This is a genomic window from Rhizobium sp. BK591, from assembly GCF_014195045.1.
In the GTDB taxonomy this organism is placed as follows: Bacteria; Pseudomonadota; Alphaproteobacteria; order Rhizobiales; family Rhizobiaceae; genus Rhizobium; species Rhizobium anhuiense.
The window spans coordinates 153992-172713 of record NZ_JACIAZ010000001.1 but is presented as its reverse complement, the minus strand read 5'-3'; the positions used below and the strand labels follow the sequence as shown (position 1 = coordinate 172713).

The following is an 18722-nucleotide window of genomic DNA, read 5'->3' as shown; positions in this document are numbered from 1 at the left end:
GTCGATCCCGTCAGCGGAGAAATGTCACCGCGCTCACGACATCGACCGCCTTCGAAAACATATAGTCGACGACAACGGTCAGGCTCCGCGAATAGGTCTTGAGCCGATAACCCTCACCCTCGACCGTCACGGGGCTGCGCAGGACGAGGGGAATGCCGGGGCGCACGAAACCGGCGCGTGTGGTCAAGGGAACCTCAGGCGAATGGCCGATGGCGGATGTGTACATCAGGTCGCGGGCAAGGCTGGCGGGGCCCATAGCGAAGGCCGGCCCGGCAGTGGCACTGATGGTCACGGTCAAGGCGATGGCGGTAAGAGTTCTGCGCATGTCGAGGTCCCCGTTTGCGGATCGGCGGGCTTTCAGCCCGGCTTCAAACGATCGATGCGTCTGTCCACGCTTCGGTCGCTTTCATGAGATCACTCTACACATCAGTATTTTCAGCGCTTTTAAGCGGATCGGTCAAATTTTAAGAAATTTGATTTTCTGTCCGGAAGGGCTCGATACGCAGAAAGAAACAGGGTCCCGGCCGCGGGCCGAGAACGCAATCGGCAAGGACCTGGGAGCTACATCGCAGTCTACAGAATGCGATCCAGCTTCTTGTTGATATGCAGGTTCGGCATCAATCCCGCGCTTTGCGCGGCATGATAGGATTCCCGGGCCGCATCGAATGAGATCGACCACATGATGGCGCTGAGCAGGAGCGCAATGATATAAATCTGAATACGCATCGAACCGGCGATACGGAAAGAGCAAGGCAGTTTTGTGTCAAAACATGGCCATAGGCTTCACGAAAAAGTGGCAGGCTTTTGGGTCGCAGCCGGCTGATACCAGACACATTAGTGTCGTGAAAATTAGCGATATTGCAGCACTACCCTGTTAGCAGCCGACCCCGAGGCTTGGTTCCTCTTCCCACTCCGAGAACCCTGAGAGGTCCGTTCCCCACGGGCCTCTTTGCTTTCTTTCGAATCGTTTTCCAGAACAGCCGATATCACCTGTTCCGATCGACGTTGAACCGCTGAACGGCACATTTCGATCCCAATCCGATCATGCAGCCGCCACGAGCGATGCCACGTTCCTGTCTTGCTACCTTTGCACCCAGTGAAGGCATAAACCGCCAATTCGGCCAAGAATATATCAATCGATTGACTTAATTACCTAACGGCGTTATAAATCTGTCATGACCCAAGAACATGACGCACAGCCACCGGCCTCCGCCCGCGCCGATATCGCGCGGCAGAAGATGCTCTCCGCCGCTCTCGACGTCTTCGGCCGGTACGGCTTCGACGGTGCTTCGACACGCCAGCTGACAGAGGCCGCCGGCGTGAACCTGCAGGCAATTCCCTATTATTTCGGCAGCAAGGAAGGTCTCTACATCGCCACCGCCGAGTATCTGATGGCCCGCATCGACACGCATGTCGGCGACATGAGGGCGCGCATCGGCACGCATCTGCTGGCGCTCGACGCCGCGGGCGAACGCCTCGCCGAAGCTCAGGCCCGCCTCTTCCTCACCGAAATTCTACAGACCATGGTGACGCTTTTCGTCGGCAAGGAATCCGAATCGTGGGCGCGCTTCCTGATCCGCGAGCAGATGGAGCCGACCGAGGCTTTTGCGAAGGTCTACCAAGGTATTATGCGGCCGATGATCGAGATGGGCCGGCGGCTGATCGGCGCGATCCTTCGCGAAGACCCCGCCTCGGAACATGTGCGCCTGCGCACCTTCAATCTTCTCGGCAGCATCCTGGTCTTTCGCGTCACCCACGCGGCAGTGCTTGCCCAGATGGAATGGGACACCATCGGCCCGGAACAGGTGGAAACCTTGCGGGGCCTCGCCGCCGAACTGGTTGATGTCCTCGGCTCGCCGAAGGGAGGCGCAGCATGAAACGCATCCTTCCTCTCGCCATCCTCCTCCTTGCGGCGAGTGCCGCCGCCTGGTGGTACGGCCTGCCCGAAAAGCTCGGCTGGCAAGCCGAGGCCCGCCGAGAATTCGTCCTTTACGGCAATGTCGATATCCGCCAGGTCTCGCTCGGCTTCCGCGTCAGCGGACGCCTCTCCGAACTGCGCGTGGACGAGGGCGATGTGGTCAAGAGCGGAACGGTTCTGGCGAAACTCGACGCCGCCCCCTATCAATTCGCTGTCCGCTCCGGAGAGGCCAATGCAGCAGCCCTTCGAGCGACGCTCGACAAGCTGAAGGCCGGCCCACGGCCGACCGAAATCGCCCAGGCGCGCGCCGCCTATGACGAAAGCCTCGCCGATCTCCAGAATGCCAACCTTGCCTATGACCGCGCCCGCCAGTTGCGCCCGCAGGGCACGATTTCCGAGGCGAGCCTCGACCAGGCGACCGCTGCACGGGCGATGGCCGCCGCCCGCTCCCAATCCGCCAACGAGGCGCTGAAACTGCTGCAGGAGGGGTCACGCGTCGAAGATATCGCCGCCGCCGACGCGCAGGTGAAGGCTGCCGAGGCAACCCTGGCCTCAGCCCGCACCTCGCTGGAAGATGCCGAACTGCGCGCCCCGAACGACGGCGTCATCCTTTCCCGCGTGCGGGAAAATGGCGCCATCGTCTCGCCGGCGGATACCGTTTTCGTGCTGTCCTTGACCGAGCCCGTCTGGGTGCGCACCTATGTTGCGGAGCCCGATCTCGGCCGCATCCACCCCGGCATGAAGGTTTCGGTCGCCTCCGATACGGCGCCCGACAAGCCCTACGAAGGCACGATCGGCTTCATCTCGCCGGTCGCCGAATTCACTCCGAAATCGGTGGAGACGCCGGAACTCCGCACCGACCTCGTTTATCGCCTGCGGATCGTCATCGACAAGCCCGGCCCGGATCTGCGCCAGGGCATGCCGGTCACCGTGCGCCTTCCCATGCCGACGGCAGGCGGACAATGATTGCCGCCGAGACCGGCTCGCTGACAGGTTCGGACGACAAGCCGCTCGTCCGGATCGACGGCGTCACCAAGCGCTTCGGCGACGCACCCGCCGCCCTCGACACCGTCTCCGGCACGATCGGCGGCGGCGCGATCACCGGCCTCGTCGGCCCTGACGGCGCCGGCAAGACGACGCTGATCCGCCTGATGACCGGTCTGATGCTGCCCGACACGGGAACGATGGAGGTTCTCGGCTTCGACACCAGGAAGAATGCAGCCGGCATCCAGGCGGCGATCGGCTACATGCCGCAGCGCTTCGGCCTCTATGAGGATCTCTCGGTGCGGGAAAATCTCGATCTTTATGCCGATCTGCGTGGCTTGCCGAAGAGCGAACGCGCGAGCGCCTTCGACGAACTACTCACCTTCACCGATCTCAAGCGGTTCACCGGCCGGCTGGCCGGGAAACTCTCCGGCGGCATGAAGCAGAAGCTCGGCCTTGCCTGTGCGCTTCTGAAGAAGCCGCGCCTGCTGCTGCTCGACGAGCCGGGCGTCGGCGTCGATCCGATCTCGCGCCGCGACCTCTGGAAGATGGTCGAGAACCTGACGAAGGAAGGCATCGGCGTGCTCTGGTCGACCGCCTATCTGGACGAAGCGGAAGCCTGTGATCACGTGCTGCTTTTGAACCAGGGCAAGCTGCTCTTTTCGGGAAAACCGATGGAGATGACCGAGCGCGTCAAGGACCGGGTCTTCAGGGTATCCAATGTCACCGGCCGCCGCCGGCAGGTGCTCGCCGAACTCCTACAGGCCGATGGCGTCATCGACGGCGTGATCCAGGGCGAGGCGATCCGCCTGGTCGCGGCGAAGGACAAGAAGCCCGATATCAGCAAGGCCGGCGATGGCGCAACACTCGCCCCTGCACCGCCGCGCTTCGAGGATGCCTTCATCGATATGTTGGGCGGCGGTCCGGGTGGCCGCTCCAGGCTCGCAGAAGCTCAGCAGTCGCTGAAGGCTGAGAACGACCGGCCGGTAATCGAGGCCAAGGGCCTGACCAAGCGCTTCGGTGATTTCACCGCTGCCGACGATATCAGCTTCGATATCCGCCGCGGCGAGATCTTCGGCCTGCTCGGTCCGAACGGCGCCGGCAAGTCCACCACCTTCAAGATGCTCTGCGGCCTGCTGAAGCCGACCGGCGGCGAAGGCCGCGTTGCCGGTTTCGATCTTCGCCGTGATGCCGCCGAAGCCCGCAACCAGCTCGGCTACATGGCGCAGAAATTCTCGCTCTACGGCGATCTCACCGTCATGCAGAACCTCGAATTCTTCTCTGGCGTCTATGGCCTTCGCGGAAAACACCGGCGCGAGCGCATCGACCTGATGGCGGGCATTTTCGATTTCGGTCGCCATGCCGGCGAACCCGCCAAAGATCTGCCGCTCGGCCTGAAGCAGCGCCTGGCGCTTGCCTGCGCCGTTATGCACGAGCCGCGCGCCCTCTTCCTCGACGAACCGACCTCCGGCGTCGATCCGATCAACCGGCGTGAATTCTGGACGCATATCAATGCGCTGGTCGAGAAGGGCGTCACCGTGCTCGTCACCACCCATTTCATGGACGAGGCCGAATATTGCGACCGAATCTCACTGATCTATCGCGGCCGCTCGATTGCGCTCGGCTCGCCCGATGAATTGAAGGCGCGGGTCGCGACCAAGGAGCAGCCGGACCCGACGATGGAGGATGCCTTCATCGCCCTCGTACAGCAATCGGAAGTGGAGGATGCCGCATGAGTGTCTCCTCCGGTCGGCTTCGGCGTCTTTCAGCCCTGGTGCGCAAGGAAAGCTTGCAGGCGATCCGCGATCCGAGCAGCATCCTCATTGCCTTCGTGCTGCCGCTGATCCTGCTTTTTCTGTTCGGCTACGGCGTCTCGCTCGATACCACCCGCACCCGCATCGGCCTCGTGACCGAGGAGATGACGCCGCTGACGCAGGATCTGTCGGCCAGTTTCCAGGCCTCACGCTATTTCGATGTGGCGATGGGCCGTGACCGGCGTCTTTTCGAAGAAGACCTCGTGGTCGGCAAGGTGCGCGGCGTCGTCGTTATCCCCGCCGATTTCACCACCCGCTACACCGCCGGCAACCGTCCCGATATCCAGGTGATCGTCGACGGCTCCGATCCGAACACGGCGAATTTCGTGCAAAATTATGCCCAGGGCGCCGTCGCCAACTGGGAGCGGCAGAGACAGGCGGACGTCGCCTCGCATAGTCCCGCCATCGCGGTCGAGCAGCGCTTCTGGTTCAATCCTGAACTGACCAGCCGCAATTTCCTCGTGCCGGGCTCGATCGCCATCGTCATGACGCTGGTCGGCACGCTTCTGACCTCGCTCGTCGTCGCCCGCGAATGGGAGCGCGGCACCATGGAGGCGATGATGGCGACGCCGGTGACGGCGGTCGAACTGCTCGCCGGTAAGATCCTGCCCTATTTCCTGCTCGGCCTCACCTCGATGACGCTCTGCGTGCTGCTTGCGGTCTTCCTCTTCGGCGTGCCGTTCCGCGGTTCCGTCGCCGCCCTTTATACACTCTCGGCCGCCTTCCTGATCCCGGCGCTCGGCCAGGGCCTGTTGATCTCGACGGTAACGAAGAACCAGTTCCTCGCCTCGCAGTTGGCGCTGATTACAGCATTTCTGCCGGCCTTCCTGCTGTCGGGCTTCCTCTTCGAGATCAATTCCATGCCGACCGTGATCCAGTGGATCACCTTCATCGTGCCGGCGCGTTACCTGATCCCCAGCCTGCAGACGGTCTTCCTCGCCGGCGACATCTGGCCGATGTTCGTGAAGGCGATATCGGTCATGCTGACGATCGGCGCCATCATGTTCATGCTTGCCGCCCGCAGCACCAGAAAGAGGATCGGCTGAGATGGGATGGACAAGGCTTTACGCCCTCATCGTCAAGGAACTGCTGGCCGTGCTGCGCGATCCCAAGGGTCGCGCCATCCTGATCGGCCCGCCGATCGTCCAGCTTCTCGTCTTTTCCTACGCCGCAACTCTCGAAGTCCGTAATGTCGATATCATGATCCTCAACCGCGACAGTGGTCACTGGGGCCAGGAACTGATCGAGCGTATCGATGGCTCGCCGACCTTTCGCCGGATCGAGATGGCGGGAAGCCAGGCGGATATCCAGGTGGCGATCGATACCCAGACAGCCATTGCGGCGATAGAGATCGGCCCGGATTTTTCGCGCAATATCGAGGCGGGAGCGCCGGCCGACCTGCAGGTGGTGCTCGACGGCCGCCGCTCCAACGCCTCGCAGATCGTCGCCGGCTACCTCTCACAGATAGGCGCCGGCCTTGCTGCCGAGACGCCGGCCGGCAAACGGGCCGGCGCCGACATCGTCTCGACAGTGCCGCGCAACTGGTTCAATCCGAACCTCACCTACCAATGGTTCATGGTGCCGAACCTGATCGCCAGTATCGCGCTCCTGATCGGGCTTATCGTCACGGCGCTGTCGATTGCTCGCGAACGCGAGCTCGGCACCTTCGACCAGCTGATGGTCTCGCCGCTGCGCATGCACGAAATCCTGATCGGCAAGCTGATCCCGCCGATGATGATCGGCCTCTTCCACATCACCGTCTATATCCTGGCTGCCGCCTTCCTCTTTGAGGTGCCGCTGCGCGGCTCGCTCTTCCTGCTTTACGGCAGCGCGATCTTCTATCTCGGTTCGGTGGCCGGCCTCGGCCTGTTCATCTCGGCGCTGTCGATGACGCAGCAGCAGGCGATCCTCGGCGCCTTCCTGTTCATGGTTCCGGCCATGCTGCTCTCAGGCTTCGCCACGCCGATCGAGAACATGCCGAGCTGGCTGCAGCCGATAACCCTCATCAATCCGCTGCGCTATTTCCTGGTGATCGTCAAAGGCGTTTTCCTCAAGGATATCCCCTTGAGCGAGGTAGTGAACCAGACGATCCCGCTGGCGCTGATCGCCGCCGTCACACTCAGCGCCGCCGCCTGGCTCTTCCGCCGGCGGCTGGAATAAGGCATCCCGACCCATGCCTGGGCCACCTCACACAATGTGAATCAGCCTTCCAAAGCGTGACCCTCTCCTGCTGGAACCTCGAATTGGCGCGGTCGTTACCCAAACGCAACCCCAGTAAGGAGAAGCAAAATGTACAAGGTCCTACTTGTCTCCAGCGCTATTGCGCTGTCGTCTCTTGCAACCAATGCGCTCGCTGATGGCGCCGTGACCGGTGCAGCCGGTGGCGCCATCACCGGCGCGATCGTCGGCGGCCCCGTGGGTGCTGCCATTGGCGGCGTGGCCGGCGGTGTCGCCGGTGCCGTTGTCGACCCGCCGCCGCGCGAGGTCGTGACCTATGTCCAGCAGCAGCCGGCCCCGACTGTTTCCGTGGTCGTCCAGGAACCGATCGTCGTCGGCAAACCGCTTCCGGCAGACGTCGTCGTAACGCCGGTCCCTGACAACCCGAAATATGCTTATACGGTCATCAACAATCAACGCGTGATCGTCGAACCCCGCACCCACCGTGTGGTGCAGGTCATCGAATAATCAGGCAACCGAAGCCGCCTGCTGCGGCTCGGCAACTTCCGGCCCCGCTTCGGTGGGGCCTTTTTTCGTACGCTCGCGCCAGCTACCGATCAGCGAGAACAGAAGGATAAGGCGCTGTGGCAACTTGAACTCCTGCGGCAGCGTCTCTATCGGAATTCGCTCGCCATAAAGCTTGCCCTGTTTGAGCGACAGAATATGCATGCTGGAAAGCATCAGCCGACCCTCCATCCCGATTGATCGGATCAGCGTGGCTGACGCAACGGGGCTAGGTCCTCAAAGTCCGACTAAAAACTGCAAAAACTTGCAAAAGCCTATGGCCGCGGCCGCATCCCGGCGCGCGCCAGCCCTTCCAGAACCGGCGCAAAACGCTGGGGATTCTTGGCCGGCTGCCCCGCCAGAATGCCTTCCAGCGTCACATCAGGTGCCATTTTCTCGAGCGCGCGCAGGAACTGCCGCGCCTGCTCCATATTGCCGAGATGCGCGTGTGCGGCGATCAGCATCCAGTAAGTCGGATCGAAATGGGCGTTCAGCGCCAGCGAGCGTGACGCAAACGAAAGTGCTTCCTCGTAATTGCCGCGAAAGATTTCGGCCATGGCGATGCCCGTCAGAGAAAAACGCGCATCCGGATCGCGGGGTCCCAATTTCAGGGCGCGATGCAGGCGCTCGAGCGCATGCTCGATATCGCCGCAGTGCAAAGCCGCAATGCCGGAGCAAGCCGCGACCAGAAGATCGTTGGGATTGGCGGCAGCGGCCGCCTCCAGCACAGCCATGCCGCCTTCATAATCCTTGCCTGTCTGCAGCAACGCCATACCGCAATGGGCCATCACGCGGGGATCGCCGGCCGAATGCTGAAGCCCGCGCCGGGCAAGACTGACGCATTCCGCCTTGTCGTCCGTCCCGAGCCGCGGCCAGCCCATGGTAATGCGATGTTCGAGTACCCAGGCGGCATGCGAAAGCAGCATCGCATTTTCCGGCTCCATGGCGAGCGCCTCCTGCAGCAAGGCATAGGCGGCGGCATTGCTTTCGATCGACTCGTCGATGATCGCGGCAAGGGCGCGCAGATAGAGATCGTAAACTGCCGGACTGTTCGGCCGGTCACGTCGTGACCTCTGGATTTCGGCGATCTCGATCGCCGGCTCGACGATCGAGGCGACGCGTTCGGTGATATGGTCCTGGAAAGCGAAGACGTGGCTGATGCCGTCTTCAAAATGATCGGCCCAGAGATTGGTCGCGGTCACGCCGTCGACCAGTTGTACATTGATACGCACCTGCGCCCCTTCCCGCCGGATGCTGCCTTCGAGCACATAGCGCACGCCCAGTTCTCGAGCCACCTCTCGCACATCGACACTGCGTCCTTTGTAGACGAAGGCGGAATGACGCGAGACAACGGAAAAGGAGCGGAAGCGCGCAAGGGCGGTGATGATCTCCGCCACCACACCGTCGGCAAAATAATCCTGGTCGGCATCGCCGCCGAGATTGACGAAAGGAAGAACCGCGACGGAAGGCGGCTGCGACGCCACGGGCGCCATCCTGCCATCCTCCTGGCGCGGCAGGCGGTAGCCGACCCTGGGAACGGTGACGATCCACTCCGTGCCATCCGGCCGTGCGCCGAGAAGCTTCCTGAGCGCGGCAATCTGAACCGTAAGGTTGCCTTCCTCCACGGCAAGCCCCGTCCAGGCCCGGTCCATCAAATCCGCCTTGGTGACGACCCGGCCCTCAGCTTCCAGCAGCAAGCCGAGCAGCGCGACCGGTCGCGGTCCCGCCGCAACGGATTTCCCGTCCCGCCACAGGCTTCCTGTCACGGGATCGTAAAGGAACGGACCAAAGGAGAGCCTCGAGCTGCCCATGCAGAAGCATAGCGTCAAAACCTCGCAAACGAAAAGCCGATGACGCGCCGATGCGCTGCGTAAGCCGCCGTCGGATGAACGGCGGCTTATCCAGCGGACAGGATCAGACCTTCAGCTCGCGCCGTTCGCGCTCGGTCACCATGGCGAGGTCGAGCACCTTCTGCAGGTTGGCGGCGTGGCGGAAGTTCGGGTCCGGCTGGATGCCGCTTGCCACGGCCTCGGCAAAACGCTCATAGTTGGTCGCCACCGGTTCAACCTCGATCTTCGTCCAGGTGGCGGTTTCGACATCCTCGCCGAGGCAGCCATGCAGCTCGGAACCGTTGGGACGATGGATGACCTCGAGGCTGCCCCTCTCGCCATAAATGCGCAGCTTCAACTCGTTCAGATGCCCTGTCGCCCAGCGGCTGGCATGAATGACGCCGAGTGCGCCATTGGCGAAATCGACGGACATGGTGAAGCTGTCATTGGCGTCGAGCAGATATTCGCCGATCTGACCGCCCGGCGCCTTGTTGAAGGTCTTCAGCCGCGCAAAGACGTGGTCGATGTCGGTCGCCGCGCCATAGGCGGCGAAATCCAGAATATGGATTCCGACATCGCCGAGCACGCCATTCGAGCCGTGGCCGGTGGAAAGCCGCCACAACCAGGTGGACTCGGTGCGCCAGTCGCCCCAGGCGCGCGACACCAACCAGCTCTGGAGATAGGATGCTTCCACGTGTCTGATCGTGCCGAGCTCGCCGGCGAGCACCATCTCACGGGCGCGCTGCAGCGGCGCGACGTTGCGATAGGTAAGGTTCACCATGTTGATGACGCCGGCCTTTTCGGCCGCCTCCGTCATCTCCAGCGCCTTCGCATAATTCTCCGCCAGCGGCTTTTCGCAGAAGACGTGCTTGCCCGCAGCAATCAGCGCCATCGTCGTCGGGTGATGGATGCGGTCGGGCGTGACGTTCGTCGCCGCATCGAACTCACCCCAGGCGATCGCCTCCTCCAGGGAAAGAAACCGCTTTTCGATGTTGAATTTGTCGGCGAAGGCCGAAAGCCGATCGGGATCGGTGTCGACGGCGCCAACCACTGTCACGCCATCGATGAGGGGGAAGCGGGCGAGCTGGTTTTTCGCCATCACGCCCGTGCCAAGAACGAGTAATCGCATGGATGCTCCTCAGCGGTAACCGGCTTCGCCGGCTTGGTGTAGTTTCGGGCCGCGTTCGACGATCGGCTCCAGTGCTTTTTCTACCGGCACATTTGGAGCGTCGGTGATACCCGTCAACGAGCCCTCAGGGTTATAGGCCCACTTCACGCCGTTGATCAGCACCTTCTGGACATTGACGTCGTGATAGGTCGGATAGGTCTCGTGGCCGGGGCGGAAATAGAAGATGTTGCCGGCGCCACGGCGCCAGGTCAGGCCCGAGCGGAACACTTCGCCGCCCTGGAACCAGGAGATGAACACCGTTTCGAGCGGTTCCGGCACCGAAAACTGCTCGCCGTACATTTCTTCGTTCTCGAGTTCGAAATGTTCGCCGATGCCGGCGGCGATCGGATGGCGCTGATTGATCGTCCACAGACGCTCGCGCTCACCCGCCTCGCGCCATTTCAGCGCGCAGGGCGTGCCCATCAGCCGTTTGAAGATCTTGGAGAAATGGCCGGAATGCAGCACGAGTAGCCCCATGCCTTCCCAGACGCGCTTGGCGACACGCTCGACGACGACGTCGGAGACCGCGCCGTGATCCTTGTGGCCCCACCAGGTCAAGACATCGGTTTCGGCAAGGCGGGCTTCGCTGAGGCCGTGTTCCGGCTCCTGCAGCGTCGCCGTCGTCGCCGAGATGCTGGGGTCGGCATTCAAAGCGTTGGCGATCGTCGTGTGCATGCCTTCGGGATAGATGCCCCGGACGATGGCATTGGTATTCTCGTGGATATTCTCTCCCCAGACGACGGTGCGAATGGCCATGATGTGCTCCTGTAGAAACCTGGAAGTATCGATAGGCGGGAAGGCAGGATTCAAAGCGCTTTGGAAAACGGCGCTGGCTGCGCCTCGTCTCCTCCACGTCCAAGGAACACATAGACCTTTGTCAGTATTTTGACAAAGGGGAAAATTTGTCGGACGAAGGCGGAAAATCCGCCTGGAAATACCACAGCAATATCAATGTGAAACGGATTTCGAGAAGAGATTGACGACCATAACGCCTGTGACGATCAGCCCGAGCCCGACGATGGCCGGCAGGTCGAGGCGCTGCTTGAAGAAGACCAGACCGACCGAGGAAATCAGCACGATTCCCAAAGCGCTCCAAATCGCATAGGCGATGCCGACCGGGATGCTCTTCAGCGTCAGCGACAGGCAATAGAAGGCGGCCGCATAACAGGCGACGACGAGTGCCGTCGGCCCGATGCGGGTGAACTGCTGCGACAGTTGCAGCGCGGTCGTGCCGACGACCTCGAGCACGATGGCTGCAAACAGCAGCCCGTAGACGGCAGCCTGGCTCATGGCGAATTCCTTTTCGGATTACTTGCCGGTCAGTTCGACAAGGCGATCGATGAGATCCCGCCTCAGAACGCCGTCGATATCATGGCTTTCCAACGTATCTGCGAACCAAAGTCCGTCGGCGGCGAAACGCACGACCTGCGCATCGAGGGAGGAGTCGGTGCCGATGTACTCCTCCGCCCGTGCCTGCACCCATTGGCGCCAGCGAAGACGCAGCCGGGGTTCGGCCAGAAGCGCGATCGTTACCTGCGTCCACCCCCTGGAATCGTCGGGACGATCCTTTAGGCCGGCTACCGCCCTGAGATAGGCGCGGGTGAAGCGGCCCTGCGGCTGCGGATCGCCGCGCATCAGTTCCTCTATATCGGCGTCGAACTTTTCGAGCAGGCTCTCGAACAGGGCATCGAGCAGCGCATTCTTCGTCGGAAAATGATGCAGCAGCCCGCCCTTGCTGACGCTGGAGGCGGCCGACACCGCATCGAGCGTGACGGCAGCCATGCCTTCGCTGGCAGCAAGGCGCGCCGCGACCTCCAGCAATTGCTGGCGCACGAGAGCGGGCTGTTTCTTGCGATGATGAGCGTTCGACATGCAGATTAAAAGATACCGTCCGGACGGTTTTGTCAAGAGGAATCGATTGGAACCCCTGCGATACCGGGATTATGCGCGAAATGCCGCGGCACCTTGATGACGGTTGCGATCGTTTTCCCAGAGGTGCATGTAGAGGCGGGGACAGATGTATTCAGGGATGGTTTCGTGACGGAGAAAGTCACCACACTTTACGAGGCGATCGGCGGCGATCCCATCGTGCGGGCGCTGACGCACCGCTTCTACGAACTGATGGACAGGCTGCCGGAGGCGAGGAACGTGCGCGCCGTGCATCCGCCGAGCCTTCAGGGCAGCGAAGAGAAATTCTACGAATATATGACCGGATATCTCGGCGGTCCGCCGCTTTATACCGACAAGCGCGGCCATCCGCGCCTGCGCAGCCGCCATTTCGTCGCCGAGATCGGCCCTGTCGAGCGCGATGAGTGGCTGCTCTGCTTCCGCCGTGCCATGGATGAAACCATTGCCAGCCAGGCGCTGCGCGATCTCATCTGGGCGCCGGTCGAACGGCTCGCCTATCACATGCAGAACAAGGCCCCTGACGATAAGGCCCTCTGACTATAAGGCCCTCTGACTATAAGGCCATCTGGCGATAAGGATTGACCATGAGCTTGAACGCGCGTCTGGAGCCGGTGCTCTATCTCTTTGCCGGCCTGTTCGGCGTCGCCGGCGTGGGGCTCGCCGCCCTTGCCGCCCATGGCGGCGGCGAAGCCAATCTTGCGGCATCTGCATCCGCCATGTGCCTTGCCCACGCCCCGGCCCTGCTGGCATTGGCTCTCGGCAACGCCAGGCTCAGAACCGCCTGGCTGGCCGGTTTTCTGATGATTGTCGGAACGCTGCTTTTTGCCGGCGATCTCGTCACCTTGCGCTTTACCGGCTCCAGCCTCTTCCCCTATGCCGCACCGACCGGCGGCTGGGCGATGATGCTTGGCTGGCTGGCCGTTGCCGCGGGCGCTGTCTTCCGGGTTAAGGCTTGAGAGAGTTTTTGCTGACTGCTCACGTCTTCTCCTCCTTCATTCCTGTGCCTGTCACAGGAATGAGGGTGTGCGTGGGGCCATGCTGAAGACAGAATCAAGATTTCGCTAAGAGCTAAATCACGCCGCACCAACTGCAATCAAACGCCATCAACCACATTGAAGCCTTCGAAAACCGGCGGCCCCTTGTAGATCGCCTTGTGATCGCCGGCATTGCGGTGCGCCGCGCGAAAACTTTCGGACTTCGTCCAGTTCTGAAAATCCGCTTCGCTTTTCCAGACCGTGTGCGAGGAATAGAGCGTATAGCCCTCCTCTTCGTTGACCTTGCCGCGCAGCAGCCGGAATTCGACGAAACCGGGCACCTCCGGCAGGCTGGAATCGCGGTTGCGCCAGACCGTCTCCAAATCACCTTCGCTTCCGGTTGCGACCTTGAAGCGGTTCATTGCGATATACATGGAATCTCCCTACGCCTGCCTCTTGCCCGCCCTTGCGGAACGCGAGGGAAAAGCGAGGATATTATTACCGTTTGCCGCCGCTTGGCCAAGCGGTCTTGTTGCGGCTTCTCCGGGCATACGCGCTTCCCAGGTCGGGAACAGCGTCACATTCTGGTGGATATTCTGGCGTTCGGCATGCTGCCGGAAAAGTGCGTAGAGCTCGGGCACGAGGCCCTCGCCGGTCTGCGCGGCGAGCTTGTGCAGGCCGATCATGGTGAAGCCGTCGGGGCGCTGGTCGTTCATCTTGCATTGTCTCGTTCGTTCATCGTCTGCAGCGCACGCTCCAGGCTGGATTTGCTGCCGTTGCGAAGCGGGATGAAGGCCTTGCCGAACTTCTTGCAGCCGGTCTTCACCCGCAGGCAGGCATCGTGGCTGATACAGTCGATCGGGCAGAACACGCAGTCGACCGAGGGAAGAACGGTATCGATGCGGGAAACCGCTTCGCGCAAGCCGCCGTCGTGATGAATGAGCTCGGCGCCGAAATTGCTGCAGATCTGGCGAAGATGCGCCACCTGGCAGTCGCGGCCGCCGACATAGAGGAAACTGCGGCCATCCAGTTTGGATCGCCCGGTGGATGCCTGAGCAGCGTCCTCGCCCGCGCTGTCGCGGACCTCCCGGTTCGAACCCTTCTTGCCCTTGCGAGCCATATACCACCCGTTCACTCGTTGATCGTCACACGATTCCTGCGTGTGCGGGTGGACCTTATTAAACTTGATTTTTAGAGTAAAGTATAAAGTTGATTATTTTTATCATATTTATCGAGCCGTGACTTGAACCTCTTGGGTAAAGGTCCAACTCGGCTTACCCCACTCAGGGGGTAAGGGTGGAAACGGCGCCGCACGGCGTACGCCATCGACAGCAGCCTTATCCAAGTCTGCAATTCCTGAACTGCCGGCGACGGAGACAGCCGCCAACCTGCCCGTTCCATCAATCGTCAATTTGAGACGCACAGACATGGCGCCGCCCATCCTCTTGTATTCGTCGGGCACCCGAATTGCACGGCGAATACGCTTCTGCACTTTGCCGGGATAATTGGCCACCGCCGCGCTTCCTGTGCCGTCGCCTCTGCCAGCTGTTGTCGACATGCCGTCAAACTGTGGCGCCTCCTGTGCACCAGTAGCAACGCCCCTCGTCGAGTCCCGGCTATCCGAGCCCTTCTTTCCGCCTGCCGGCTGCACCTTCTTCCGAGGCTGCTTTTTTTCATCCGGTTTCGGCTTCTCAACCTTCGGCTTCGGTTTCGCCTCTGGCTTTTCTTCGGGTTCCGGCGGGACTTCAGCGACCTCGACAGGCTTCACTTCTTCCGGCTGAACTTCGGTCGGCTGCACTGCAGCCGTCGTCACCTGTTCTGGTACCGTGGTCGATACGATATCGGGCACGGGCAGTTCCGGCACCGCCGTTGCCATCGGCTGAGCGACGAAAGTGTCGGCGGGGTTCTGAGAAACAAGCACCTCCGGTTCCGCTGCCACAACTGTCTCGGGCGAAACACGCGTCACCTCCTGGGCAGGCGGCACGGCTTCTACAGGTTCGGCCTCGACTGGTTGAGTCGGCTCTGGCTGTATCTCTGTCGGCTGAAATTCGGTAGTCTCGCTAGTCGACTGAACCGCATCCGGCTTAACCTCCTCTGCGGCAATTTCTTCCGGCTTCACTTCCAGCTCCGGATCACCTGCGGAGGTCTGGTCAACATCGGAATCGCCATACACGATGACGCTAACGGCTTCGCCGGCATCTTCAATCACTTTGTTCGGTGGTTTCGGCATGAACAGAGCAAGAGCCGCCACCAGACCGGCGTGAAAGAAAAACGAACCGATACAAGTCAGCGCCACCCGCCGCCGCACGGGCGCCTTTTCATCCTCCTGCTTTTCTACCATCGCATCCATCGGAGGCGCAGCAACGGGAGCCGCCGGCGCGGCTTCCGGATGGTCGGGAAAAGACGGTATCTGCGCGAAACGCGCATAGTGGACCATCGCCTCGCCGGCCGGCTGCCGTTGCGCATTGCGCAGATCGGAAAGCTCGTGGCCGGGATGCATGCCGGGGATATTGTCGTTCAGGCTGCCGCCAGCGTCCGGCTCCGCGATGAGCACCTGTCTCGATCTGGACTTCGCTGAAATTGCCATTGTGTATGCCTCGGACAGCCTGAAACATGTCCGCCGGAGTTCATCCCCGGCGTATTTTTAGCCCTCGAAGGGAACTGAAATCTGCGAGCGGGTGACCAGACCCTTCATGCATTCGCCGGCAACAGGTCCGTCGCAGACCGGCGTGTCGTTGATGATGATGCGCGTGACCGTCTCGCACTTCACGTTCGGCATATCGAACTGGCGCACGCGCTTCTTGCCCTGCGGCAGATCGCGAAAGTCGAGCACGGTGATGCGGTCGACGGCATTCTTGTCATTGAAGAAGGCGAGCTCGAAGGAGATCTTGTTGATCGGCGCCTGAAGATTGTTCTCGGCGACGAAGGTCATCATGCAGCCCTTCTGCGATGGCGCCAGAGCGTTGAGTTCGATATCCAGCTTGGCGGTTGCCGCATCCTGCGCCTGGCATATGCTTGAAACCGCCATCGCCATGCCAGCCGTAACAGCCGCAAACCTCACCGCCATAATCTTCTCCGCCATTGTCCCGATATCAGCAATCTCAAAAACTTGACTGCATTAGTCTCCTATTGCGTCTTTAAAAAACTATGAGTAAGAAAGTCAAGTTAATTGTCATCAAAACCGGCGATCCCGATCACCGGCTTCACGGAATTGCCAACCGAAATGATGGTTGAAAAGCCAGATAACTTTAAGCATGTGCCGCTGCAGAGCGAGCCTGCGGCGCAGCACCGGATCGTCGAAAGCCCGGATCTTTTCCGCGGCACGAACGAGATCATGATTCGACATGACGGCGTGGTCTACCGCCTGAAGATCACCCGTCAGGGCAAGCTCATTCTCAATAAGTAGGGTAGGACATGACCGAGCAGACAAGACCGGCGCCAGCCGAAATCCGTGCGTTTCGCGCTGAAAATCCGAAGATGCGCGAGCGCGATATCGCCGCCCAGCTGAAGATATCAGAGGCAGCCCTCGTCGCCGCCGAAACCGGCATCAGCGTCACCCGCATCGACGGCAGCGCACTGAAGCTTCTCGAACGCGTCGCCGGTCTCGGCGAAGTGATGGCGCTGTCGCGCAACGAAAGCGCCGTGCACGAGAAGATCGGCGTCTTCGAAAACATCAAGAGCGGCGCGCAGGCCGCCATCGTTCTCGGCGAGAATATCGACCTGCGCATCTTCCCGAGCCGCTGGGAGCATGGCTTCGCCGTCTCCAAGAAGGATGGCGACCAGGAACGCCTCAGCCTGCAATATTTCGACAAATCAGGCAACGCCGTGCACAAGGTGCATCTGCGCCCAAGCTCGAATGTCGAGGCCTATCACGCCATCGTCGCCGAGTTGAAGCTGGAAGACCAGTCGCAGGAATTTATCGAGGCCGAGACCTCGAATGCCGTCGATGAAACCGCCGAAGTCAGCCGCGACGAGCTGCGCGACAATTGGAGCAAACTCACCGATACACACGAGTTCTTCGGCATGCTGAAGCGCCTGAAGATCGGCCGCCAGGCGGCCGTACGCAGCGTCGGCGACGACTATGCCTGGAAACTCGACAACACAGCGACGGCAGAGATGATGCATGCCTCGGTCAAATCAGGCCTGCCGATCATGTGCTTCGTCGCCAATAACGGCATCGTCCAGATCCATTCCGGCCCGATCTTCAACGTGCAGCCGATGGGTCCGTGGATCAATATCATGGACCCGACCTTCCATCTGCATCTGCGCCAGGATCACATCGCCGAGACCTGGGCCGTGCGCAAGCCGACCAAGGACGGGCACGTCACCTCGCTGGAGGCTTACGATGCAAACGGCGAAATGATCATCCAGTTCTTCGGCAAGCGGCAGGAAGGTTCCGACGAACGCGTCGAGTGGCGCGAGATCATGGAAAACCTGCCGCGGGCAGCAAGCGTGGCCGCATAAGGATCATAGCGATGACGATGCGTAACAATCTGCGCCGGATCCGTGCCTGGGAACTGGCCCTGACGGCAGCCGTCATGGCGCTGCCGTTGATCCCGACGGCGCGGCCGATCGAAGGCTTCGCCTTCGTGCGCGCCGCCCATGGCGAGGAAAAGAAGCTCGACACGTCACGCCTGGTTTCGGTCGGCGGCGACATCACCGAGATCGTCTATGCGCTCGGCGAGGAAAGCCGGCTGATCGCCCGCGACACGACGAGCATCTATCCGGAGGCGGCGTTGAAGCTGCCGAACGTCGGCTACATGCGTGCACTCTCGCCGGAAGGCATCCTCGCCATGAACCCGACGGCGATCATCGCCGTCGAAGGTTCAGGCCCGCAGGAGGCGCTGGCTGTGCTGAAGAATGCCAGCGTACCCTTCGAGACCGTGCCGAGCGCCTTTACCCGCGACGGCATCATCGCCAAGATCGACCGCGTCGGCACGCTGCTTGGCGTGCAGGACAAGGCGAAGGCACTTGAAGAAAAGGTCGCGGCCGATCTCGACGCGGCGATCGCCGATGCCGAAAAGCGCCCGGAGGCCGAACGCAAGCGCGTCCTCTTCATCCTCAGCGCCCAGAACGGCCGGATCATGGCATCGGGCACCGGCACCGCAGCCGACGGCATCGTCAAGCTCGCCGGCGCAGTCAACGCCGTCGGCGCATTCCCAGGCTACAAGCCGCTGACGGACGAGGCGATCATCGAAGCCAAGCCTGACTTCATCCTGATGATGAACCGCGGCGATGGCGCCGGCACCAAGAACGAGGACCTGCTGGCGCAGCCGGCGATCGCGCTGACGCCAGCAGGCGAGAAAAAAGCGATCATCCGGATGGACGGCGTCTACCTGCTCGGCTTCGGTCCGCGCACGGCAGCCGCGGCGCGGGATCTCAACACGGCGATCTACGGGGGCTGAT

General features: G+C 61.5%; 24 protein-coding genes. 11 read left to right on the top strand and 13 right to left on the bottom strand.

All coding sequences use genetic code 11. The features are described 5' to 3' along the window. Positions 1-10: 10 nt before the first annotated feature. Together FHX10_RS00800 and FHX10_RS00795 are read right to left on the bottom strand one after the other, a co-directional pair. Entirely contained in the window at positions 11-325 is a 315-nt protein-coding gene (locus tag FHX10_RS00800) for a hypothetical protein (protein ID WP_132573176.1), read from the bottom strand. A 248-nt stretch (positions 326-573) separates the two neighbouring features. Next, a complete protein-coding gene (locus FHX10_RS00795; RefSeq protein WP_009988813.1) occupies positions 574-726 on the bottom strand; it encodes a hypothetical protein in 153 nt (50 codons plus the stop codon). A gap of 449 nt (positions 727-1175) precedes the next feature. On the opposite strand from FHX10_RS00795, the gene FHX10_RS00790 reads away from it, so the two are divergent. The 6 genes from FHX10_RS00790 to FHX10_RS00765 all read left to right on the top strand — a co-directional run bounded on the left by FHX10_RS00790 (position 1176) and on the right by FHX10_RS00765 (position 7401). Then, complete coding sequence (locus FHX10_RS00790) at positions 1176-1877, top strand: CerR family C-terminal domain-containing protein (RefSeq protein ID WP_132573178.1); 702 nt, start codon at positions 1176-1178, stop codon at positions 1875-1877. Next, positions 1874-2884: a secretion protein HlyD gene (gene hlyD / locus FHX10_RS00785; RefSeq protein ID WP_183844613.1), complete on the top strand. Its 1011-nt coding sequence runs from the start codon at positions 1874-1876 to the stop codon at positions 2882-2884. The genes FHX10_RS00790 and hlyD overlap by 4 nt, the downstream gene beginning before the upstream one ends. Next, entirely contained in the window at positions 2881-4638 is a 1758-nt protein-coding gene (locus FHX10_RS00780; RefSeq protein ID WP_132573180.1) for an ATP-binding cassette domain-containing protein, read from the top strand. Before hlyD ends, FHX10_RS00780 begins: the two co-directional genes overlap by 4 nt. Beyond that, the gene (locus FHX10_RS00775) at positions 4635-5762 is read left to right on the top strand and encodes an ABC transporter permease (protein ID WP_047611563.1); all 1128 of its coding nucleotides are present in this window, start codon (positions 4635-4637) and stop codon (positions 5760-5762) included. Before FHX10_RS00780 ends, FHX10_RS00775 begins: the two co-directional genes overlap by 4 nt. Position 5763: 1 nt before the next feature. Then, positions 5764-6876, top strand: a complete 1113-nt coding sequence (locus tag FHX10_RS00770; RefSeq protein ID WP_184389030.1) for an ABC transporter permease — start codon at positions 5764-5766, stop codon at positions 6874-6876. Between the two features lie 129 nt (positions 6877-7005). Then, positions 7006-7401, top strand: a complete 396-nt coding sequence (locus tag FHX10_RS00765) for a DUF1236 domain-containing protein (protein ID WP_184389027.1) — start codon at positions 7006-7008, stop codon at positions 7399-7401. Here FHX10_RS00765 and FHX10_RS00760 read toward each other — a convergent pair whose 3' ends face one another. The 6 genes from FHX10_RS00760 to FHX10_RS00735 all read right to left on the bottom strand — a co-directional run bounded on the left by FHX10_RS00760 (position 7402) and on the right by FHX10_RS00735 (position 12306). Next, positions 7402-7614 carry a hypothetical protein gene (locus FHX10_RS00760; protein ID WP_028758592.1) on the bottom strand — a complete coding sequence of 71 codons (213 nt, stop codon included), beginning with the start codon at positions 7612-7614 and terminating at the stop codon, positions 7402-7404. Positions 7615-7712: 98 nt separating this feature from the next. Next, on the bottom strand, positions 7713-9248 hold the full coding sequence (locus FHX10_RS00755; protein ID WP_184389026.1) for a winged helix-turn-helix domain-containing tetratricopeptide repeat protein: 1536 nt from the start codon (positions 9246-9248) through the stop codon (positions 7713-7715). A gap of 103 nt (positions 9249-9351) precedes the next feature. After that, complete coding sequence (locus tag FHX10_RS00750) at positions 9352-10395, bottom strand: Gfo/Idh/MocA family protein (protein ID WP_028758594.1); 1044 nt, start codon at positions 10393-10395, stop codon at positions 9352-9354. A gap of 9 nt (positions 10396-10404) precedes the next feature. Then, positions 10405-11190: a ThuA domain-containing protein gene (locus FHX10_RS00745; RefSeq protein ID WP_183844608.1), complete on the bottom strand. Its 786-nt coding sequence runs from the start codon at positions 11188-11190 to the stop codon at positions 10405-10407. 192 nt (positions 11191-11382) lie between these two features. After that, positions 11383-11724, bottom strand: a complete 342-nt coding sequence (locus tag FHX10_RS00740; RefSeq protein ID WP_097595711.1) for an SMR family transporter — start codon at positions 11722-11724, stop codon at positions 11383-11385. Positions 11725-11742: 18 nt separating this feature from the next. After that, on the bottom strand, positions 11743-12306 hold the full coding sequence (locus tag FHX10_RS00735) for a TetR/AcrR family transcriptional regulator (RefSeq protein ID WP_097595710.1): 564 nt from the start codon (positions 12304-12306) through the stop codon (positions 11743-11745). A gap of 165 nt (positions 12307-12471) precedes the next feature. Between FHX10_RS00735 and FHX10_RS00730 the strand changes: the two genes are divergently transcribed. Further along, positions 12472-12879: a group II truncated hemoglobin gene (locus FHX10_RS00730; RefSeq protein WP_028758873.1), complete on the top strand. Its 408-nt coding sequence runs from the start codon at positions 12472-12474 to the stop codon at positions 12877-12879. Between the two features lie 47 nt (positions 12880-12926). Beyond that, positions 12927-13298: a DUF423 domain-containing protein gene (locus FHX10_RS00725; protein ID WP_047618751.1), complete on the top strand. Its 372-nt coding sequence runs from the start codon at positions 12927-12929 to the stop codon at positions 13296-13298. Positions 13299-13435: 137 nt separating this feature from the next. Here FHX10_RS00725 and FHX10_RS00720 read toward each other — a convergent pair whose 3' ends face one another. The 5 genes from FHX10_RS00720 to FHX10_RS00700 form a co-directional block, all read right to left on the bottom strand. Beyond that, the gene (locus FHX10_RS00720; protein ID WP_097595709.1) at positions 13436-13750 is read right to left on the bottom strand and encodes an antibiotic biosynthesis monooxygenase family protein; all 315 of its coding nucleotides are present in this window, start codon (positions 13748-13750) and stop codon (positions 13436-13438) included. A gap of 9 nt (positions 13751-13759) precedes the next feature. Further along, positions 13760-14032, bottom strand: coding sequence for a hypothetical protein (locus FHX10_RS00715; protein ID WP_028758870.1), 273 nt, complete (start codon positions 14030-14032; stop codon positions 13760-13762). Next, positions 14029-14436: a DUF2325 domain-containing protein gene (locus tag FHX10_RS00710; RefSeq protein WP_028758869.1), complete on the bottom strand. Its 408-nt coding sequence runs from the start codon at positions 14434-14436 to the stop codon at positions 14029-14031. Before FHX10_RS00710 ends, FHX10_RS00715 begins: the two co-directional genes overlap by 4 nt. A gap of 108 nt (positions 14437-14544) precedes the next feature. Beyond that, positions 14545-15903 carry an energy transducer TonB gene (locus tag FHX10_RS00705; protein ID WP_184389023.1) on the bottom strand — a complete coding sequence of 453 codons (1359 nt, stop codon included), beginning with the start codon at positions 15901-15903 and terminating at the stop codon, positions 14545-14547. A 57-nt stretch (positions 15904-15960) separates the two neighbouring features. After that, positions 15961-16383, bottom strand: a complete 423-nt coding sequence (locus FHX10_RS00700) for a hypothetical protein (RefSeq protein ID WP_063474687.1) — start codon at positions 16381-16383, stop codon at positions 15961-15963. A 156-nt stretch (positions 16384-16539) separates the two neighbouring features. Here FHX10_RS00700 and hemP point away from each other — a divergent pair, with 156 nt between their 5' ends. The 3 genes from hemP to FHX10_RS00685 are packed head-to-tail and all read left to right on the top strand — an operon-like array spanning position 16540 to position 18721. After that, the gene (hemP, locus tag FHX10_RS00695) at positions 16540-16722 is read left to right on the top strand and encodes a hemin uptake protein HemP (protein ID WP_028758866.1); all 183 of its coding nucleotides are present in this window, start codon (positions 16540-16542) and stop codon (positions 16720-16722) included. A gap of 8 nt (positions 16723-16730) precedes the next feature. Then, positions 16731-17780 (top strand): hemin-degrading factor, encoded by a 1050-nt coding sequence (locus FHX10_RS00690; RefSeq protein ID WP_097595707.1) that lies wholly within the window; start codon positions 16731-16733, stop codon positions 17778-17780. A gap of 11 nt (positions 17781-17791) precedes the next feature. Beyond that, complete coding sequence (locus FHX10_RS00685; RefSeq protein ID WP_097595706.1) at positions 17792-18721, top strand: hemin ABC transporter substrate-binding protein; 930 nt, start codon at positions 17792-17794, stop codon at positions 18719-18721. Position 18722: the final 1 nt, after the last annotated feature.

What these genes read in the sequence shown, in the direction of transcription:
- FHX10_RS00755 (WP_184389026.1), bottom strand. Translation starts at nt 9,248, where the DNA reads ATGGGCAGCTCGAGGCTCTCCTTTGGTCCGTTCCTTTACGATCCCGTG.
- FHX10_RS00725 (WP_047618751.1), top strand. Translation starts at nt 12,927, where the DNA reads ATGAGCTTGAACGCGCGTCTGGAGCCGGTGCTCTATCTCTTTGCCGGC.
- FHX10_RS00800 (WP_132573176.1), bottom strand. Translation starts at nt 325, where the DNA reads ATGCGCAGAACTCTTACCGCCATCGCCTTGACCGTGACCATCAGTGCC.
- FHX10_RS00690 (WP_097595707.1), top strand. Translation starts at nt 16,731, where the DNA reads ATGACCGAGCAGACAAGACCGGCGCCAGCCGAAATCCGTGCGTTTCGC.
- FHX10_RS00685 (WP_097595706.1), top strand. Translation starts at nt 17,792, where the DNA reads ATGACGATGCGTAACAATCTGCGCCGGATCCGTGCCTGGGAACTGGCC.
- FHX10_RS00790 (WP_132573178.1), top strand. Translation starts at nt 1,176, where the DNA reads ATGACCCAAGAACATGACGCACAGCCACCGGCCTCCGCCCGCGCCGAT.
- FHX10_RS00715 (WP_028758870.1), bottom strand. Translation starts at nt 14,032, where the DNA reads ATGAACGACCAGCGCCCCGACGGCTTCACCATGATCGGCCTGCACAAG.
- FHX10_RS00700 (WP_063474687.1), bottom strand. Translation starts at nt 16,383, where the DNA reads ATGGCGGTGAGGTTTGCGGCTGTTACGGCTGGCATGGCGATGGCGGTT.
- hlyD (WP_183844613.1), top strand. Translation starts at nt 1,874, where the DNA reads ATGAAACGCATCCTTCCTCTCGCCATCCTCCTCCTTGCGGCGAGTGCC.
- FHX10_RS00735 (WP_097595710.1), bottom strand. Translation starts at nt 12,306, where the DNA reads ATGTCGAACGCTCATCATCGCAAGAAACAGCCCGCTCTCGTGCGCCAG.
- FHX10_RS00745 (WP_183844608.1), bottom strand. Translation starts at nt 11,190, where the DNA reads ATGGCCATTCGCACCGTCGTCTGGGGAGAGAATATCCACGAGAATACC.
- FHX10_RS00780 (WP_132573180.1), top strand. Translation starts at nt 2,881, where the DNA reads ATGATTGCCGCCGAGACCGGCTCGCTGACAGGTTCGGACGACAAGCCG.
- hemP (WP_028758866.1), top strand. Translation starts at nt 16,540, where the DNA reads ATGATGGTTGAAAAGCCAGATAACTTTAAGCATGTGCCGCTGCAGAGC.
- FHX10_RS00795 (WP_009988813.1), bottom strand. Translation starts at nt 726, where the DNA reads ATGCGTATTCAGATTTATATCATTGCGCTCCTGCTCAGCGCCATCATG.
- FHX10_RS00750 (WP_028758594.1), bottom strand. Translation starts at nt 10,395, where the DNA reads ATGCGATTACTCGTTCTTGGCACGGGCGTGATGGCGAAAAACCAGCTC.
- FHX10_RS00740 (WP_097595711.1), bottom strand. Translation starts at nt 11,724, where the DNA reads ATGAGCCAGGCTGCCGTCTACGGGCTGCTGTTTGCAGCCATCGTGCTC.
- FHX10_RS00775 (WP_047611563.1), top strand. Translation starts at nt 4,635, where the DNA reads ATGAGTGTCTCCTCCGGTCGGCTTCGGCGTCTTTCAGCCCTGGTGCGC.
- FHX10_RS00765 (WP_184389027.1), top strand. Translation starts at nt 7,006, where the DNA reads ATGTACAAGGTCCTACTTGTCTCCAGCGCTATTGCGCTGTCGTCTCTT.
- FHX10_RS00770 (WP_184389030.1), top strand. Translation starts at nt 5,764, where the DNA reads ATGGGATGGACAAGGCTTTACGCCCTCATCGTCAAGGAACTGCTGGCC.
- FHX10_RS00710 (WP_028758869.1), bottom strand. Translation starts at nt 14,436, where the DNA reads ATGGCTCGCAAGGGCAAGAAGGGTTCGAACCGGGAGGTCCGCGACAGC.
- FHX10_RS00720 (WP_097595709.1), bottom strand. Translation starts at nt 13,750, where the DNA reads ATGTATATCGCAATGAACCGCTTCAAGGTCGCAACCGGAAGCGAAGGT.
- FHX10_RS00760 (WP_028758592.1), bottom strand. Translation starts at nt 7,614, where the DNA reads ATGCTTTCCAGCATGCATATTCTGTCGCTCAAACAGGGCAAGCTTTAT.
- FHX10_RS00705 (WP_184389023.1), bottom strand. Translation starts at nt 15,903, where the DNA reads ATGGCAATTTCAGCGAAGTCCAGATCGAGACAGGTGCTCATCGCGGAG.